The sequence below is a fragment of the Streptomyces sp. NPDC005931 genome (assembly GCF_042871235.1).
In the GTDB taxonomy this organism is placed as follows: Bacteria; Actinomycetota; Actinomycetes; order Streptomycetales; family Streptomycetaceae; genus Streptomyces.
Window position 1 is genome coordinate 789,195 of the sequence record NZ_JBIAIG010000001.1, and the last position, 16,569, is coordinate 805,763.

General features: G+C 73.6%; 14 protein-coding genes and 1 pseudogene. 2 read left to right on the top strand and 13 right to left on the bottom strand.

Translation table 11 applies throughout. The features are described 5' to 3' along the window. Positions 1-16: 16 nt before the first annotated feature. From ACFYOV_RS03625 to ACFYOV_RS03645, 5 genes are all read right to left on the bottom strand, one after another. Entirely contained in the window at positions 17-376 is a 360-nt protein-coding gene (locus ACFYOV_RS03625) for an MmcQ/YjbR family DNA-binding protein (RefSeq protein ID WP_389082281.1), read from the bottom strand. Continuing rightward, a complete protein-coding gene (locus ACFYOV_RS03630; protein ID WP_389082283.1) occupies positions 373-1,683 on the bottom strand; it encodes a hemolysin family protein in 1,311 nt (436 codons plus the stop codon). The genes ACFYOV_RS03625 and ACFYOV_RS03630 overlap by 4 nt, the downstream gene beginning before the upstream one ends. Beyond that, positions 1,680-2,177, bottom strand: coding sequence for an rRNA maturation RNase YbeY (gene ybeY / locus ACFYOV_RS03635; RefSeq protein ID WP_389082285.1), 498 nt, complete (start codon positions 2,175-2,177; stop codon positions 1,680-1,682). The genes ACFYOV_RS03630 and ybeY overlap by 4 nt, the downstream gene beginning before the upstream one ends. 12 nt (positions 2,178-2,189) lie before the next feature. Continuing rightward, complete coding sequence (locus tag ACFYOV_RS03640) at positions 2,190-3,257, bottom strand: PhoH family protein (protein WP_389082288.1); 1,068 nt, start codon at positions 3,255-3,257, stop codon at positions 2,190-2,192. A 181-nt stretch (positions 3,258-3,438) separates the two neighbouring features. Then, positions 3,439-4,599, bottom strand: coding sequence for a carbohydrate kinase family protein (locus ACFYOV_RS03645; protein ID WP_389082448.1), 1,161 nt, complete (start codon positions 4,597-4,599; stop codon positions 3,439-3,441). 280 nt (positions 4,600-4,879) lie between these two features. Between ACFYOV_RS03645 and ACFYOV_RS03650 the strand changes: the two are divergent. After that, a pseudogene (locus ACFYOV_RS03650) lies at positions 4,880-6,284 on the top strand (MFS transporter). Positions 6,285-6,367: 83 nt separating this feature from the next. Here the strand turns inward: ACFYOV_RS03650 and ACFYOV_RS03655 are convergent. The 8 genes from ACFYOV_RS03655 to hrcA form a co-directional block, all read right to left on the bottom strand. Continuing rightward, the gene (locus tag ACFYOV_RS03655) at positions 6,368-7,273 is read right to left on the bottom strand and encodes a ribonuclease Z (protein WP_389082290.1); all 906 of its coding nucleotides are present in this window, start codon (positions 7,271-7,273) and stop codon (positions 6,368-6,370) included. A gap of 5 nt (positions 7,274-7,278) precedes the next feature. Continuing rightward, positions 7,279-7,632, bottom strand: a complete 354-nt coding sequence (locus ACFYOV_RS03660) for a histidine triad nucleotide-binding protein (protein ID WP_389082292.1) — start codon at positions 7,630-7,632, stop codon at positions 7,279-7,281. 52 nt (positions 7,633-7,684) lie between these two features. Next, complete coding sequence (locus tag ACFYOV_RS03665) at positions 7,685-10,888, bottom strand: S41 family peptidase (protein ID WP_389082294.1); 3,204 nt, start codon at positions 10,886-10,888, stop codon at positions 7,685-7,687. Between the two features lie 45 nt (positions 10,889-10,933). Then, positions 10,934-11,476, bottom strand: a complete 543-nt coding sequence (locus ACFYOV_RS03670; RefSeq protein ID WP_389082295.1) for a hypothetical protein — start codon at positions 11,474-11,476, stop codon at positions 10,934-10,936. 107 nt (positions 11,477-11,583) lie between these two features. Further along, the gene (locus ACFYOV_RS03675) at positions 11,584-12,324 is read right to left on the bottom strand and encodes a 16S rRNA (uracil(1498)-N(3))-methyltransferase (protein WP_389082296.1); all 741 of its coding nucleotides are present in this window, start codon (positions 12,322-12,324) and stop codon (positions 11,584-11,586) included. Beyond that, positions 12,321-13,394 carry a nitronate monooxygenase gene (locus ACFYOV_RS03680; protein ID WP_389082299.1) on the bottom strand — a complete coding sequence of 358 codons (1,074 nt, stop codon included), beginning with the start codon at positions 13,392-13,394 and terminating at the stop codon, positions 12,321-12,323. Before ACFYOV_RS03680 ends, ACFYOV_RS03675 begins: the two co-directional genes overlap by 4 nt. A gap of 109 nt (positions 13,395-13,503) precedes the next feature. Then, complete coding sequence (gene dnaJ / locus ACFYOV_RS03685) at positions 13,504-14,637, bottom strand: molecular chaperone DnaJ (RefSeq protein WP_389082301.1); 1,134 nt, start codon at positions 14,635-14,637, stop codon at positions 13,504-13,506. Beyond that, on the bottom strand, positions 14,637-15,653 hold the full coding sequence (gene hrcA, locus ACFYOV_RS03690; protein ID WP_389082304.1) for a heat-inducible transcriptional repressor HrcA: 1,017 nt from the start codon (positions 15,651-15,653) through the stop codon (positions 14,637-14,639). The genes dnaJ and hrcA overlap by 1 nt, the downstream gene beginning before the upstream one ends. A 162-nt stretch (positions 15,654-15,815) precedes the next feature. Here hrcA and ACFYOV_RS03695 point away from each other — a divergent pair, with 162 nt between their 5' ends. Next, positions 15,816-16,541 carry an MBL fold metallo-hydrolase gene (locus ACFYOV_RS03695; RefSeq protein ID WP_389082306.1) on the top strand — a complete coding sequence of 242 codons (726 nt, stop codon included), beginning with the start codon at positions 15,816-15,818 and terminating at the stop codon, positions 16,539-16,541. Positions 16,542-16,569: the final 28 nt, after the last annotated feature.

Sequence of the window (16,569 nt, forward strand, 5' to 3'; positions counted from 1 at the left end):
GCTCGGGCACGGATCATCACGGCCGGTCGAGGCGGAGCCGCTCGGCGCGCGGCAGGCCGGCGACGACCAGGTCGTAGGAGTCCTCGACCAGTTCCCTGACCAGGCGGTCGGGGAGGTCGCCGTCCGCGGTCACCGTGTTCCAGTGCCGCTTGTTCATGTGCCAGCCGGGGACGATCAGCCCCGGGTGCTCGGCCCGCAGCCGGAGCGCGTCCTCCGGGTCGCACTTGAGGTTGACCTTCAGGGGCCGCGCGTCCAGGGCGGACAGGGCGAACATCCTGCTCCCCACCCTGAAGACCGAGGTCTCCGTGTCGAAGGGGAAGTCCTCCACCGCCGCGTCGAAGGACAGGCACAGGGCGTGCAGCTCCCGCGGGGTCACTCCGGCTTCTCCTCCTCGTCGCCGGGCGGGTCCGCCGGACCGACCGGCTCCGCCAGCACGGTGACGATCTTGTTGCGGCGTCCGGCCGCGGCCTCCGCGGTCAGGCGCAGTTCCCGGCCGTCGGGGAGTTCGACCACCGAGGACGCACCGGCGATCGGCACCCGGCCGAGCGCCTTGGCGAGCAGCCCGCCGACGGTCTCCACGTCCTCGTCGTCGAACGCCTCCAGGCCGTACAGCTCGCCGAGGTCGCCGATGTCGAGACGGGCGGTGACCCGGTAGCGGTCCTCGCCCAGCTCCGCCACCGGCGGCAGTTCCCGGTCGTACTCGTCGGTGATCTCGCCGACGATCTCCTCGAGGATGTCCTCGATGGTGACGATGCCGGCGGTGCCGCCGTACTCGTCGATGACGACGGCGACGTGATTGCGCTCCTTCTGCATCTCGCGCAGCAGGTCGCCGGCGTTCTTGGTGTCGGGCACGAAGAACGCGGGACGCATCGCCGTGGACACCAGCTCGCTCTCGGCGTCCCGGCTGATGTGCGTCTTGCGCGCCAGGTCCTTCAGGTACACGATCCCGACGATGTCGTCCTCGCTCTCGCCCGTGACGGGGATGCGCGAGAAACCGGATCTCAGGGCCAGGGTCAGGGCCTGCCGGATGGTCTTGTAGCGCTCGATCACCACGAGGTCGGTGCGCGGGACCATGACCTCCCGCACGAGGGTGTCGCCCAGTTCGAAGACCGAGTGCACCATGCGCCGCTCCTCGTCCTCGATCAGCGACTCCTTCTCGGCGAGGTCGACCAGCGCCCGCAGCTCCGCCTCGGAGGCGAAGGGGCCGCGCCGGAAGCCCTTGCCGGGGGTGAGCGCGTTGCCGATGAGGATCAGCAGCGACGGGATCGGTCCCATGATCCGGGCCAGCGGCAGCAGCACGTACGCCGCCGCCGTGGCGGTGTTCAGCGGGTGCTGGCGGCCGATGGTGCGCGGGGAGACACCGACGGCGACGTAGGAGACGAGGACCATGATCGCGATGGCGATCAGCAGGGCCTCGGCGGTGCCGTCGAACTCCCGCAGGCTGGCGTAGGTGACCAGCGCGGCGGCGGCCATCTCGCAGCCGACGCGGACCAGCAGCGCCACGTTGAGGTAGCGGGTGGGGTCGGCGGCGATCTGGGCGAGTCCGGCGCTGCCGCGCCGGCCGGAGCGCACGGCCTCCTCGGCGCGGAAGCTGGAGACGCGCGCGATGCCGGCCTCCGCGCAGGCGAACAGCCAGGCCAGCACGACCAGGAGGAGCGCGCCGAGGACGAGTTGCGGGCTCATGAGACGGTCGGGGCCGGGGACGGGCCGGTCAGGCCCTTCTCCGCGCGCCAGCCGTCCACGATGGCGGCCTGGAGGCCGAACATCTCGGCCTTCTCGTCCGGTTCCTCGTGGTCGTAGCCGAGCAGGTGCAGCACACCGTGGACGGTGAGCAGCTGGAGCTCCTCGTCCATGGTGTGCTGCGTCGGCGCCTCGGCGCCCTGCCCGGCGGCGACCTCGGGGCACAGCACGATGTCGCCGAGCAGCCCCTGCGGGGGCTCGTCGTCGTCCTTGGACGGCGGCCGCAGCTCGTCCATGGGGAACGACATGACGTCCGTCGGCCCGGGCAGGTCCATCCACTGGAGGTGCAGCTGCTCCATCGCGCCGGCGTCCACGATGATCACCGAGAGCTCGGAGAGCGGGTGGATCCGCATCCGCGCGAGCGCGTAGCGGGCGATGTCGAGGATCGCCTGCTCGTCGACCTCGGTTCCGGACTCGTTGTTGACGTCGATCGACATCTGGTGCTCGGTCTACTTCCCCTTGTGCGCGGACTTGCCCCGGCCCTTGTGCGTGCCGTTCTGGGTGCCGTGCTTGCTGTCGTACTGCTCGTACGCGTCGACGATACGGCCCACCAGCTTGTGCCGTACGACGTCGTGGGACGACAGCCGGGAGAAGTGGACGTCCTCCACTCCGTCGAGGATCTCCTGTACCTGGCGCAGACCGGACCTGGTGCCGTCCGGCAGGTCCACCTGCGTCACGTCACCCGTGATCACGATCTTCGAGTCGAAGCCGAGGCGGGTGAGGAACATCTTCATCTGCTCGGGGCTGGTGTTCTGGGCCTCGTCGAGAATGATGAAGGCGTCGTTGAGCGTGCGTCCGCGCATGTACGCGAGCGGGGCGACCTCGATCGTGCCCGCGGCCATGAGCCTCGGGATCGAGTCGGGGTCGAGCATGTCGTGCAGGGCGTCGTAGAGCGGGCGCAGGTACGGGTCGATCTTCTCGTAGAGCGTGCCCGGGAGGAATCCGAGCCGCTCCCCGGCCTCGACCGCCGGGCGGGTCAGGATGATGCGGTTGACCTGCTTGGACTGAAGGGCCTGGACCGCCTTGGCCATCGCCAGGTACGTCTTGCCGGTGCCGGCGGGACCGATGCCGAAGACGATGGTGTGCTTGTCGATCGCGTCCACGTAACGCTTCTGGTTGAGCGTCTTGGGGCGGATCGTGCGGCCGCGCGAGGACAGGATGTTCTGCGTGAGCACCTGGGCCGGGGTCTCCTGGCCGTCGCTCTCCCCGTTCTCGCTCGCCTTGAGCATGGCGATCGAGCGTTCCACTGCGTCCTCCGTCATCGGCTGCCCGGTGCGGAGCACCAGCATCATCTCGTCGAACACGCGCGAGACCAGGGCGACCTCCGTGGCGTCGCCGACCGCGCTGATCTCGTTGCCCCGGACGTGGATGTCGGCCCCGGGGAAGGCCTTCTCGATCACGCGCAGGAGGGCGTCGCCGGACCCCAGCACGGTCACCATGGGGTGCTGGGCGGGGACGGTGAACTGCACTCTCGCCTGCCCCTGCGCGGGGTTGTGAGCTGTGGGTGTCTGAGTCATGGGCCGGCGCTGAAGGCCTGCGGTTCCTCCTCGTCACGGCCGCGCAGCTGAGGGCGGCCTCGCGATTCCCAGGGTACGACGCGGCGGTGACAACGCCGTAGGGCTTTTCGGCGCCCGGCTTCTTTCCCGGCCGAGCCGGACCCGGCCCCGCTCACCGCGCGCGGCGACGCCCGCACCCGGGTCACGCCGACCGGCGGAAGCCGATCGTCGGCACCGCCCGCCGCCGCGGCCACGGCCGCACCGGCTCCTCCGGCACCAGCCCGGCCAGGAACGCGTACCGCCGCAGCGCCGCCGGGTCCTGCCCCTCGACCGACTGCACCCTGCGCCACCACGCCCCGATCTCCGCCCACCCCGGCGCCGACAACGACCCGCCGAACTCCTGGACCGACAGCGCCGCCGTCAGCCCCGCGAAAGCCAGCCGGTCCGCCAGCGGCCACCCCGCCAGCGTCCCGGTGACGAAGCCCGCGACGAACACGTCCCCCGCCCCGGTGGGATCCAGCGCCTCCACCGCGATGGCCGGCACCTCCGCCGTCTCCCCGGTGCGCCGGTCCACCGCGTATGCCCCCTCCGCCCCGAGCGTCACCACCGCCACCGGCACGTGCTCCGCCAGCGCGTGCGCGGCGGCCCGCGGGCAGTCCGTGCGCGTGTACCGCATCGCCTCCTGCGCGTTCGGCAGGAACGCCTCGCAGTGGCGCAGGTCGGACAGCCCCGTCAGGTCCCACGCCCCGGTGTCGTCCCAGCCCACGTCCCCGAAGATCCGCGCGCCCTTCCGCACCGCCTGGGCGATCCACGGAGCGCTGCGCCCCGGGATGAGCGAGGCGACCGCGGCACGGGCCCGCGGCGGGCAGTCCGGCGCGGGCTCGTCGGGGGGCGGTTCGTGACCGTGGGAGACCATCGTGCGCTCCCCCTCGTACGCCATGGACACGGTGACCGGCGAGTGCCAGCCGGGCACGGTCCGCGACGGCGTGAGGTCGATGCCCTCCCCCTGTTCCAGGGCGTCCCAGCAGTATTCGCCGTAGTGGTCGTCGCCGAAGGCCGCCGCGAGGGAGGTGCGCAGGCCGAGACGGGCCAGGGCGGTGGCCATGTTGGCGACCCCGCCGGGGCTCGAGCCCATGCCGCGCGCCCAGGACTCCGTGCCGCGCACCGGCGCGGAGTCGAGCCCGGTGAAAACGATGTCGAGGAAGACGGTCCCGGTGAGATAGACGTCCCACGGCGGATCGTGCCGGGTGCGCAGCGCGGCGAGCGGGTCGACCTGGGCCGACGGCGGCGCCTGCGCGCGGCTCGACCCGACGGACGCGGCGGTCCTGTCTCCGGCGGACGCGGTGGACCCGGTGGACGCGATCACGGTGCGCTCCCTGGAATGGTGCGGATTCAGACAGTGTGCACCACCCCACCGACATCCCCCAGGGAGAGTGGGAGCGCAAACTTTTACCCACCCTCCAACGGCTCAAACTCCGGAGTGGTCCACATCACAGCATCAGCGCTCCCGCGGGAATGCCCCGGCTTGATGCAAAGTGCCCGCGCGTTCCTGTCCGTCGACGGTCGTCGCTCCTCCCCTCCCGGGATTTCTTCCGTCATTCCCGTCATTCCCTCCGTCCCTTCCGCATGCTCCGGGAACGCACGTGTTCGCCCCTCGCACCACTCCCTGGCCCCTCGTCGCCCTTTTCACGGCCGGATACCTCGCCCCGTATCTGCTGCCGACCACCGTCGGCCGGCTGGAACGCGGGCTCGCCCTGTCGGCCACGCAGGCCGGTGCCGTCGGCAGCGCCCTGCTGCTGAGTTCGGCGACGGCGGGGTTCCTCCTGGCGTCGCGCGTGGAGCGGGCCGGGGCCCGGACGGTGGCGCGGTTCGGTCCGGTCCTGGCCGCCCTCGGCTGCGGAGCCGCCGCGCTGACCACCAGCGTCCCCCTCCTGATCGCCGGTGCGGTGGTCGGCGGCTTCGGTTCGGGCACGGCCACGACCGTCGCCGCGACCGGGATCGCCGCGCTGGGGGTCCTCCCGCGCGAGGGTGTGCGAGCGTGGGGGAGCGATCCGCACCGGGTCTCCACGCTGGGGCTGCTCAGCGTCTCCGCGCTGGCCGGCGTGGTGTACCTGACGGTTCCGCACCTGCCGGGACACGGTCTCACCCTGGCCGCCATCGCCCTGACCGCGCTCGCGGTGTGGCCGCTGACGTCCCGCCTCCCCGCCGACACGGCCGCTCCACGCCCCGCCCTGTCCGGCGCCGGCACTGCCATCACGACCACCACCTCCCCAGCCGCCTCCCGCCTCCCGCCTCCCGCACCGGCGTTCGGGGCTGGTGCTGACGGGCGCCATGCTGCTGTGGTCGCTCGCCCAGAACGCGCTGTGGGGCGTGAGCGGGCGGATCGGCGTCACTCAGGCGCACCTCGGCGAGGCGGCCGTCGGTGCCGTCTTCGCCGTGGCGCTGGGTGCCGGTCCGGTCGGCGTGCCGGCGGCGGGCGCGCCGGGGGCACGGCTGGGGCGGGCGGTGCCCATCGGGGGCGGCACGGTCCTGATCGCCGGCTGCATCGTGCTGAGCGCCTCCGCGACCGGGCCGGTCGGTTTGGCAGGCGGTGGGATCGCCTGGAACACGCTCTACCCGGTCGTGCTGTCCTACCTGATCGGGCTCGCCGCCTCGCTGGATCCACGGGGCCGGTGGGCGGTGCTGGTCGGCTCGGCGTCCTCACTGGGCACGGCGGCCGGGCCGCTGACCGGGAGCGTGCTGTCTACGCAGGCGGGGTTCCCGGTGATGGGCGCGGTGCTCGGCGCCGGTCTGCTGCTGGTCGCGCTGCCGATGACCGCCGTCGCCCGGCACACCGGCGGGCGCCCGCTGCTGCCCGGCGCGGTCCGCCGCCGCGGCGGCCACCCGGCCGCCCTGCTCGCCGCCGCCACGGGCGCCCCCAGCGGCACCGTGCTCGAGATCGGCGCCCCCGAGCAGCCGGTGGTGGAGATCGCCCTCGACGGCACCCCCGCCCCGGCCCGAGGCGCCTACGACAGGACAGCCGCCACGACGGCCCCGTCGGCCGACTGACCCCCACGGCCGACGGCGCATCGCGCCCTCCCCTGCCGCCCCGGGACGACCGGCGCAGCGAGCGCCGCCTCCGCGCCCACGTGTCAGCGGCGCTTGGGAAGCGGCACCCTCAGCAGATCGTGCGCCACGGTCAGCTCCCCCTCGTACCCTGCGGCCAGCGCCTGTCGCCCGAACTCGTCCGGGTCGTCATAGCGCTGGCTGAAGTGGGTGAGGACGAGGTGCCGTACGCCCGCGTCGCGCGCGACCCGCGCCGCCTGCCCGACGGTCAGATGGCCGTGCTCGACGGCGAGATCCTCGTCCTCGTCGAGGAAGGTGGACTCGATGACGAGCAGGTCGCAGCCCTCGGCGAGCGCGTCCACCCCCTCGCACAGCCGGGTGTCCATGACGAACGCGAACCGCTGCCCGCGCCGGACCTCGCTGACGTCCTCCAGCGAGACACCGCCGAGCGTGCCCTCGCGCTGGAGCCGGCCGACGTCCGGGCCCGTGATGCCGTGCGCCGCGAGCCGCTCGGGCAGCATGCGCCGGCCGTCGGGTTCGGTCAGCCGGTAGCCGTACGACTCGACGGGGTGGGACAGCCTGCGCGCCTCCAGCGTGTAGCCCGGGGTGCGGGCGAGCGGGCCGTCGGTGTCGACCGGGGACTCGCTGAGCGCGACGGTCTCGCGGTAGGCGGTGGCGTACCGCAGCCGGTCGAAGAAGCGCTGCCCGGAACGCGGATAGTGGGCGGTGATCCGGTGCGGCACCTGATCGAGGTTGATGCGCTGGATCACCCCGGCGAGGCCGAGCGAGTGGTCCCCGTGGAAGTGGGTGACGCATATCCGGTTCAGGTCGTGCGCGGCGACCCCGGCGCGCAGCATCTGGCGCTGGGTGCCCTCGCCGGGGTCGAACAGGATGCCCTCGCCGTCCCAGCGCAGCAGATAGCCGTTGTGGTTGCGGTGCCGGGTGGGGACCTGGCTGGCGGTGCCGAGTACCACCAGTTCTCGTACGGACAAGGCACCTATCCCGGGGGCCACTCGAGGCCGCGTCCGCCCAGCACGTGGGCGTGCGCGTGCCAGACGGTCTGTCCGGCGCCGCTGCCGGTGTTGAAGACGACCCGGTAGCTCTCCAGCTTCTCATCGTAGGCGACGGCCTGCGTCTCGCGCAGCACGTCCGCGGCGATCCGGGGCTCGGCGGCGGCGAGGGCCGCCGCGTCCCGGTGGTGGGCCTTCGGGATCACCAGGACGTGGGTGGGCGCCTGGGGGTTGATGTCACGGAACGCGACGGTCGTCTCCGTCTCGCGGACGATCGTCGCCGGGATCTGCCCCGCGACGATCTTGCAGAACAGGCAGTCGTCCTGCGGTTCCCCTGCCATGCGGTGCCTCCTCGCGCCGGTGATCTCGTACCCGGGCATCGTATCCAGGACGTCAGTCCAGGGCGGGCGGGGTCCTCGCGGGCGTCGTCTCCAGTGCCTCCAGCGCCATCCGGATCGCCTCGTCCAGCTGCGTGTCCCGGCCCGCCGCGTGGTCCTGCGGGCGCTGGACCACCTCCACGTCGGGATCCACGCCGTGGTTCTCCACGCCCCAGCCGTAACCCTCCAGCCAGAAGGCGTACTTGGGCTGGGTGACGAGGGTGCCGTCGACCAGGCGGTAACGGCTGTCGATGCCGATGACGCCGCCCCAGGTGCGGGTGCCGACCACCGGGCCGATGCCGAGGGCCCGGATCGCCGCGTTGACGATGTCGCCGTCGGAGCCGGAGAACTCGTTGGCGACGGCGACGACCGGCCCGCGGGGCGCGTCGCGCGGGTAGCTCTCGGGCCGCATGCCGCGCGGCAGGTCCCAGCCGACGATCCGCCGGGCCAGCTTCTCCACGACGAGCTGGGAGGTGTGGCCGCCGCGGTTCTCCCGCACGTCCACGACGAGCCCCTCGCGGGTCACCTCGACGCGCAGGTCCCGGTGGATCTGCGCCCAGCCGGGGGCCTGCATGTCGGGGACGTGGATGTAGCCGAGGCGGCCGCCGGACCTGTCATGGACGTAGGCCCGCCGGTCGGCGACCCAGGCGTGGTAGCGCAGCGGCTCCTCGTCGGCGACGGGCACGACCACCGCGTGGCGCGGCTCGCCGCCGCCGGACGGGGAGACGGTCAGCTCGACCGGCTTGCCCGCGGTGCCGACCAGCAGCGGGGCGGGGCCGGTCACCGGGTCGACGCTCTGTCCGGCCACGGCCACGATCGCGTCGCCGGGGCGGACGGCGACGCCGGGCGCGGCGAGCGGGGAGCGGGCGTCGGGGTCGGAGGTCTCCGAGGGCAGGATGCGGTCGACGCGCCAGCTGCCGTCCTCGTGGCGGGAGATGTCCGCGCCGAGCAGTCCCTGCCGGGCGCCGCCGCCGTGGCCGCCGCGCGGGGTGACGTAGGCGTGCGAGGTGCCGAGCTCGCCCTGCACCTCCCAGAGCAGGTCGACCAGGTCGTCATGGGTGGCGAGCCGGTCAAGGACGGGGCGGTAGCGGTCGAGCACGCCGTCCCAGTCGACGCCGTTCAGGTCGGGGCGCCAGAAGTTGTCCCGCATGATGCGGCCGGTCTCGTCGAACATCTGCCGCCACTCGGCCGCCGGGTCGCAGAACTGGCGGACCCGGCCGAGGTCGACGGTGATGTTGCTGTCGCTGTCGTCGTCGCCCGACGCGCGCCGGTCGCTGGGGACGACCTTCAGCCGCCCGTCGGTCCACAGCAGCACCCGCTTGCCGTCGCCGCTGACCTCGAAGCGGTCGGCGTCGACGGCCAGGTGCTCGAGGCGCTGCTGGGCGAGGTCGTAGCGCTCCAGCTCGGTCTTGGGGTCGGGGTCGTCCGGGGTGGCGCGGGAGGCGCCGAGCACCCCGCGCACCGGGTGCCTGAGCCACAGCACCCCGTCCTTGGCGGCGCGCAGGTCGGAGTAGCGGGCCGCCTCGACCGGGAACGGCACGATCCGGTCGGCGAGCCCCTCCAGGTCGATCCGGGTGGTGGGGGTGCCCTCGCTGTCGGGGGTCTCCTCCCGGTCCGGCGTCTCGAAGGGGCGGCCGTGCCGCTGCGGGCCGAACGGGGACGGGGTGGTCGCGGCGAGCGTGATGAGGTGCGGACGGGCGCCCTCGACGAAGGCCAGGTCGAAGACGTGCTCGTCGTAGACCGGGTCGAAGGAGCGGGTCGACAGGAACGCCAGGTGCTTGCCGTCGAGGGTGAAGGCGGGCGCGTAGTCCTGGAAGCGCAGCGGGGTCGCGTCGGTGACCGACAGGTCGGTGGTGTTGGCGAGCCGGAGCTGGCTCAGCGGGCGCGGGCCGGGGTGGGACCAGGCCAGCCATGCGGAGTCGGGCGAGAAGACCAGCCCGGACACGTCCCCGTCCTCGCTGCGGTCGACCTCGCGCACCTCGCCGGTCTCGCGCTCGACGAGCAGGACCCGGCCGTCGTGCGAGGCGACCGCGGCCCGGCTGCCGTCGGGGGCCATGGTGAGCTCCAGTACCCGGCCGAGCCGCCCGGCGGCGACCCGGCGCGGGGTGGTGCCGAGGGCGGGCCCGGTGGCGGGCGCGAACTCCAGGGCGTCGTCGCCCTCGGCGTCGGTCACCCACACCACCCACTCCTCGCCGTCCGCGCGGAAGGCGCACGGCTTGCGGGCCCGTACGCCCGGGGTGGCGGCGAGCGCGCGGGCGGGCCCGGCGCGGTGGGTGACCCAGTGGACGGCGCCGCGCACGCAGACGGCGCTGCCGCGCGCGGTGTGGTCGGGCGAGGCGGAGCCGAACCAGCGGGCGGCGTTGACCGGGAACGGCTGGAGGTCGGCGCGCTGCCCGCCGAGCCGGACGTCGAGCCGGCGCGGCTCGGCCCCGTCGAGGTCGTCCAGCAGCCACAGCTCACCGGCGCTGGAGTAGACGACCCGGGTGCCGTCGGTGGCGGCGTGGCGGGCGTAGAAGCCACCGAGGGGCGTGTGCCGGCGCAGGTCGGAGCCGTCGGCGAGGGAGGAGTACAGGGCGCCGGTGCCCTCGTGGTCGGAGAGGAAGGCGAGCCTCTCCCCCACCCACAGCGGGTACTCGATGTTCCCGTCGAGGTCCTCGTGCAGCCGGACGAACTCGCCGTCGTCCCGCTGGTCGATCCACAGCTTGCCCGCGGTGCCGCCCCGGTACCGCTTCCACGAGGCCGCCTCGCGGCCCATCGTGGCCGACAGCAGCGCGGTGTGCGGCCCGTACGCCACGTCGCCGACCGGCCCGTACGGCAGGGTGGCCGCCGGTCCGCCGTCGAGCGGGACGGCACGGGCCCAGGTGCGGCGCAGGCCGGCCTGGCCCTGTGCGGAGATCGCGAGGACCTCGCCGTCCGGGGTCCAGCCGCGCACCTGCGTCTTCCCACTGCCCCAGTACGTCAGGCGCTTGCCGGCACCGCCGTCGACCGGGGCGATGTGCACCTCGGGGGCCCCGTCCCGGGTGGAGGTCCAGGCGACGGTGGTGCCGTCGGGGGAGATCCGGGGCTGCGTCACCGGCACGTTGTCGGCGCTGACGCGCCAGGCGCGGCCGCCCTCGAGCGGCGCGAGCCACACGTCGTCCTCGGCGGTGAAGGCGACCAACTCGCCGTGCAGATGCGGGAACCGGAGATACGCGGAGGCGACCGATGCAGGCTGTGTCACGCGATCACCCTATGCAAGCGGGGACGGCGCGGACAGGGGTTTCGATCACTTGCCCTCGACGGGACGGCAGGACGGGTACTGGTCGCACCACACGGTCGTGGTGACGGTCACCGTGACGGTGGGGTTCGGCCCGCGGTCGGTGGGCCCGCCCACCGGCGGCGCGCTGGTGGCGTCGCAGTTGCCGAGACCGTCGACGCGGAACCACTGCTTGCCGTCCACCTTCGCGGTGATGTCCCCGCGCACACAGGCGCCGTCGACCGCGTGCGTCACCTTGCCGGTGACGGTGATCTCCTTGCCGTCCTCCGTCTCCCCCTGGCAGTCCACGGACGCGACGGTGTCCTCGCTCGCGGACGCCGACGAGCCGCCCCGGTCGCCGAAGGACGCGGTGCAGCTGAGCCAGCGCACCCCGGCCTTCTGCCGGTTGAGCTCCTCGGTCACCGTCTCGTCGGTCGTGTAGGCCACCGCGGCCGAGCTCAGCCCACCCGGCTCGCACGCCACGGCACCGGCCACGGCCACCACCGCGCACCCCGCCACGGCCACCGACCGCCGCCACCGTGCCCCGTACCGCATCCTCTTCGACACCCCCATGCGGGGCAGCCTGCCACCGTCCCGGGCGGGACGGTAGGGCGCATACGGCCACATGGGCACCCGGCGGTCCGCGGACCGCCGGGCACACCGTCCCGGATGACGCGCCGTCAGGACCAGCGGCCGGTGCGGCCCAGCAGCAGCGCGGACGCGGCCGTACCCGCCGTGGACGTGCGCAGCACGCTGGGGCCGAGCCGGTGGGCACGCGCGCCGGCCTGCTCGAAAAGCGCCAACTCCTCCGGGGCGACGCCGCCTTCGGGGCCGACGACCAGCACGACGTCGCCCGAGGCGGGGAGTTCGGCGGTGGCCAGGGGCAGCGTGCCGCTCTCGTGCAGCACCGCGGCGAACGCCGCGTCGGCGAGAAGTGAGGCAACCTGCTGGGTCGTCGCCGCGTCCGCGACCTCGGGGAAGCGCGCCCGGCGGGACTGCTTGCCGGCCTCCCGCGCCGTCGCCCGCCACTTCGCGAGCGACTTCAGGCCCCGCTCGCCCTTCCACTGGGTGATGCAGCGCGCGGCCGTCCACGGCACGATCGCGTCCACCCCGACCTCGGTCATCGTCTCCACGGCCAGCTCGCCCCGGTCGCCCTTGGGCAGCGCCTGGACCACGGTGATCCGGGGCTGCGGGGCGGGCTCCTCGGCGACCGGGCCCATGCGGACGACCAGCCGGTCCTTGCCCTCGGTGTCGAGCACCTCGCACGGCGCCGAGCGGCCGGCCCCGTCCGTGAGGACGACGTCCTCACCGGGCCGCAGCCGCTTCACGGAGACCGCGTGCCGCCCCTCGGGGCCGTCCAGCACGTAGCGCCCGTCGGGGCCCGCGTCGAAGTGGTCCACGACGAACACCGGCGCGGTCATCGCGCACCCCCGGCGGCCAGCGCGGCGCGGGCGGTGGCGAGTTCCGCCACCAGCACCTCCACCAGCTGCCCGGCGGGCAGTTCGCGGGCCATCCGGTGGCCCTGCCCCGCCCACAGCGCCATGCCCTGCGCGTCCCCGGCGCGGGCGGCGGCCTTGCGCAGCGGCGCGGTGAGGTGGTGGACGTCCGGATAGGCGGCGGGCGCGTACGGGCCGTGCTCGCGCAGGAACCGGTTGACCAGACCGCGGGCCGGGCGGCCGGAGAAGGCCCGGGTCAGCTCGGTGCGGACGTACAGGGGGTTGGTCAGCGCCTGCTTGTGGAGGGCGTGCGCGCCGGACTCGTGGGCGGCGAGGAAGGCCGTGCCGAGCTGGGCCGCGTCGGCGCCGGCCGCGAGCACCGCGGCGATCTGGCTGCCGCGCATGAGGCCGCCGGCGGCGACGATCGGGATGCCGACGGCCTCCCGCACCTGGGCGACCAGCGACAGCAGTCCGACTCCCGAACCGTCCGCCTCGGGGACGTCCCGGTGCGTGCCCTGGTGGCCGCCGGCCTCGACGCCCTGCGCGACCACCGCGTCGGCGCCGGCCCGCTCCACGGCCCGTGCCTCCTCCGCGGTGGTGGCGGTGACCAGGGTGAACGTGCCGACCCGGCGCAGCGATTCCAGCACCTCGCGCCGCGGCACACCGAAGTGGAACGACACCACCGGCACCGGGTTGTCGAGCAGTACGGCGAGCTTGGCCTCGTAGCCGTCGTCGCGGCCGCTGTCCGGGTCGCCGAGCTCGGTCTCGTACCAGGACGCCTCGCCGGCCAGCTGATGGGCGTAGACGTCGACGGCGGCCGGATCGGCGGTCTCCGGCTGGGGCAGGAAGAGGTTGACGCCGAAGGGCCGGCCGGTCAGTCCGCGCAGCTGTTTGATCTCCTGGTACATCCCGTCGGCGGTCTTGTAGCCGGCGGCGAGGAAACCGAGTCCGCCCGCGTCGGACACGGCGGCGGCGAGCTGCGGCACGGAGACTCCCCCCGCCATGGGGGCCTGCACGATCGGGTGCGGGAAGAGATCGGTCAGCGCGGAGGACATGACGGCATGTTGTCACGTCCTCCGACCGGGGCCGAATCCGCCCTTCCCCTTGACCGGGCAGGGAAGGAAGGGCACGGAGCCGCTGCGGAACCGGCCCTTCCTCAATGCCTCAGCGCCCGTTGAACGCGTCCTTCAGCCGCGAGAACAGGCCCTGCTGACCGGGCTGGAACTGGCCCTGGGGCCGCTCCTCGCCGCGGAGCTTGGCCAGCTCGCGCAGGAGGCCTTCCTGCTCGGGGTCGAGCTTGGTGGGGGTCTGCACCTCGACGTGGACGATGAGGTCGCCCCGGCCGCCGCCGCGCAGATGCGTGACTCCGCGGCCGTGCAGCGGGATCGACTGGCCGGACTGGGTGCCGGGCCGGATGTCGACCTCCTCCATGCCGTCCAGCGTCTCCAGCGGCACCTTGGTGCCGAGGGCCGCCGCCGTCATCGGGATGGTGACCGTGCAGTGCAGGTCGTCGCCGCGGCGCTGGAAGGTCGGGTGGGGCAGTTCGTGGATCTCCACGTACAGGTCACCTGCGGGACCGCCGCCCGGGCCGACCTCGCCCTCGCCGGCGAGCTGGATGCGGGTGCCGTTGTCCACACCGGCCGGGATCTTCACCGTCAGGGTGCGGCGCGAGCGCACGCGCCCGTCGCCCGCGCACTCCGGGCACGGGGTGGGCACGACGGTGCCGAAGCCCTGGCACTGGGGGCAGGGGCGGGAGGTCATGACCTGGCCCAGGAAGGAGCGGGTGACCTGCGAGACCTCGCCGCGGCCCCGGCACATGTCACAGGTCTGCGCGGTGGTGCCCGGCGCGGCGCCCTCGCCGCTGCACGTGGCGCAGACGATCGCCGTGTCGACCTGGATGTCCTTGGTGGTGCCGAACGCTGCCTCGTCCAGCTCCACCTCGATCCGGATCATCGCGTCCTGGCCCCGGCGGGTGCGCGAGCGCGGACCGCGCTGCGACGCCGTGCCGAAGAAGGCGTCCATGATGTCGGAGAAGTTCCCGAAGCCGCCGGCCCCGAAGCCGCCCGCGCCCCCGCCGGCCTGCGAGAGCGGGTCGCCGCCGAGGTCGTAGACCTGCTTCTTCTGCGGGTCCGACAGCACCTCGTAGGCGGCGTTGATCTCCTTGAACCGCTCCTGGGTCTTCGGATCCGGATTGACGTCCGGATGCAGCTCGCGGGCGAGCCGCCGGAAGGCCTTCTTGATCTCTTCCTGCGACGCGTCGCGGCGCACGCCGAGTACGGCGTAGTAGTCGGTGGCCACTACGACTCCGCCAGGATCTGTCCGACGTACCGTGCCACTGCGCGTACCGCTCCCATCGTTCCCGGGTAGTCCATGCGGGTCGGTCCGACCACGCCGAGCTTGGCAACCGCCTCGCCGCCCGAACCGTAGCCGACCGACACGACGGACGTGGAGTTGAGTCCTTCGTGGGCGTTCTCGTGACCGATACGGACGGTCACGCCCGGATCCTGCGCCTCGCCGAGCAGCTTGAGGAGCACGACCTGCTCCTCCAGCGCCTCCAGCACCGGCCGGATCGTGAGGGGGAAGTCATGAGCGAAGCGGGTCAGATTGGCGGTGCCGCCGATCATCAGCCGCTCCTCGTTCTCCTCGACGAGCGTCTCCAGCAGCGTGGAGAGCACCGTGGAGACCGTACCGCGGTCCTCCGTCCCGAAGGCGTCGGCAAGATCCTCCACCAGGCCCGGCACGTCCGTGAACCGACGCCCCGCTACCCGGCTGTTGAGCCGCGCCCGCAGATCCGCCAGGGACGTCTCGCCGAACGGCGCCGGGCAGTCCACCACCCGCTGCTCGACCCGGCCGGTGTCGGTGATCAGCACCAGCATCACGCGGGCCGGCGCGAGGGAGAGCAGCTCCACGTGCCGCACGGTCGAGCGGGTCAGCGAGGGGTACTGCACCACGGCGACCTGCCGGGTCAGCTGCGCCAGCAGCCGCACCGTGCGGGCCACCACGTCGTCGAGGTCGACGGCGCCCTCGAGGAAGTTCTGGATGGCCCGCCGCTCGGGCGGGCTCATCGGCTTGACACCGGCCAGCTTGTCGACGAACAGGCGGTACCCCTTGTCGGTGGGGATGCGCCCGGCGCTGGTGTGCGGCTGGGCGATGTACCCCTCGTCCTCCAGCGCCGCCATGTCGTTGCGGACCGTGGCCGGGGAGACGCCGAGGTTGTGCCGCTCGGTGAGGGCCTTGGAGCCCACGGGCTCCTCGGTGCCGACGTAGTCCTGGACGATGGCGCGCAGCACCTGGAGCCTGCGTTCACTGAGCATCGCGCACACCTCCAGAAGCCTTCCGCCCGGCACCTTCCCTGGCACTCTTCACTCCCGAGTGCCAGACTTCCCCGGCCCAGTGTACGGCCGGGTAGTACGCCCCGGGCAAGGGCGGGCCCGTCACACCGGACCGTCGGCGGGCGGGACCGCTAGCGTCGCGGTATGACGGTGACTTGGGAAGAGTCGGGATGGGAGCAAGTGGCTCCCGGCGTGGGCCGGTGCCGGCTGCCGGTGTGGGACTGCACGAGCGGGCTCGTCGTCGGCCCGGACGCGGTGCTGCTGATCGACAGCGGGTCGAGTCTCGCCGAGGGCGCGCGGTTGCGGGCCGAGGCGCAGGCGCTCACCGGCCGCCGTGTGACGCATGTCGCGCTCACCCACGCCCACTTCGACCACGTCCTGGGGACGGCGGCGTTCGCGGGCGCCGAGGTGTTCGGCGCGGTCGGTCTGGACGCGGCGCTGGCCGGCGGGCGCGAGGAGCTGCGGGTGAGCGCGGTGCGCCACGGCCTGGACACGCGGGCGGCCGACGCGGCCGTGGACGCGCTGGTCGTCCCCCGGCACGCGGTGTCCGGCGAGTGGACGCTCGACCTGGGCGGCGGCCGGCAGGCGTTGCTGGCCAACGTGGGCCCGGGGCACACGCCGCACGACCTCGCGGTCCTGGTGCCCGGCGACCCGGAGGTGGTCTTCTGCGGCGACCTGGTGGAGGAGTCCGGCGAGCCCCAGGCCGGGCCGGACGCCGTGCCCTCCCGGTGGCCGGCCGCCCTGGACCGGCTGCTCGCGCTCGGCGGCGAGGACGCGGCGTACGTGCCCGGTCACGGAGCGGTGGTGGACGCGGCGTTCGTCCGCGCCCAACGCGAGGCGCTGGCGGCCCGTTTCGGCGTGTCGCCGTGATCACGCGCGGGCTTCTCCTATCGTCGTT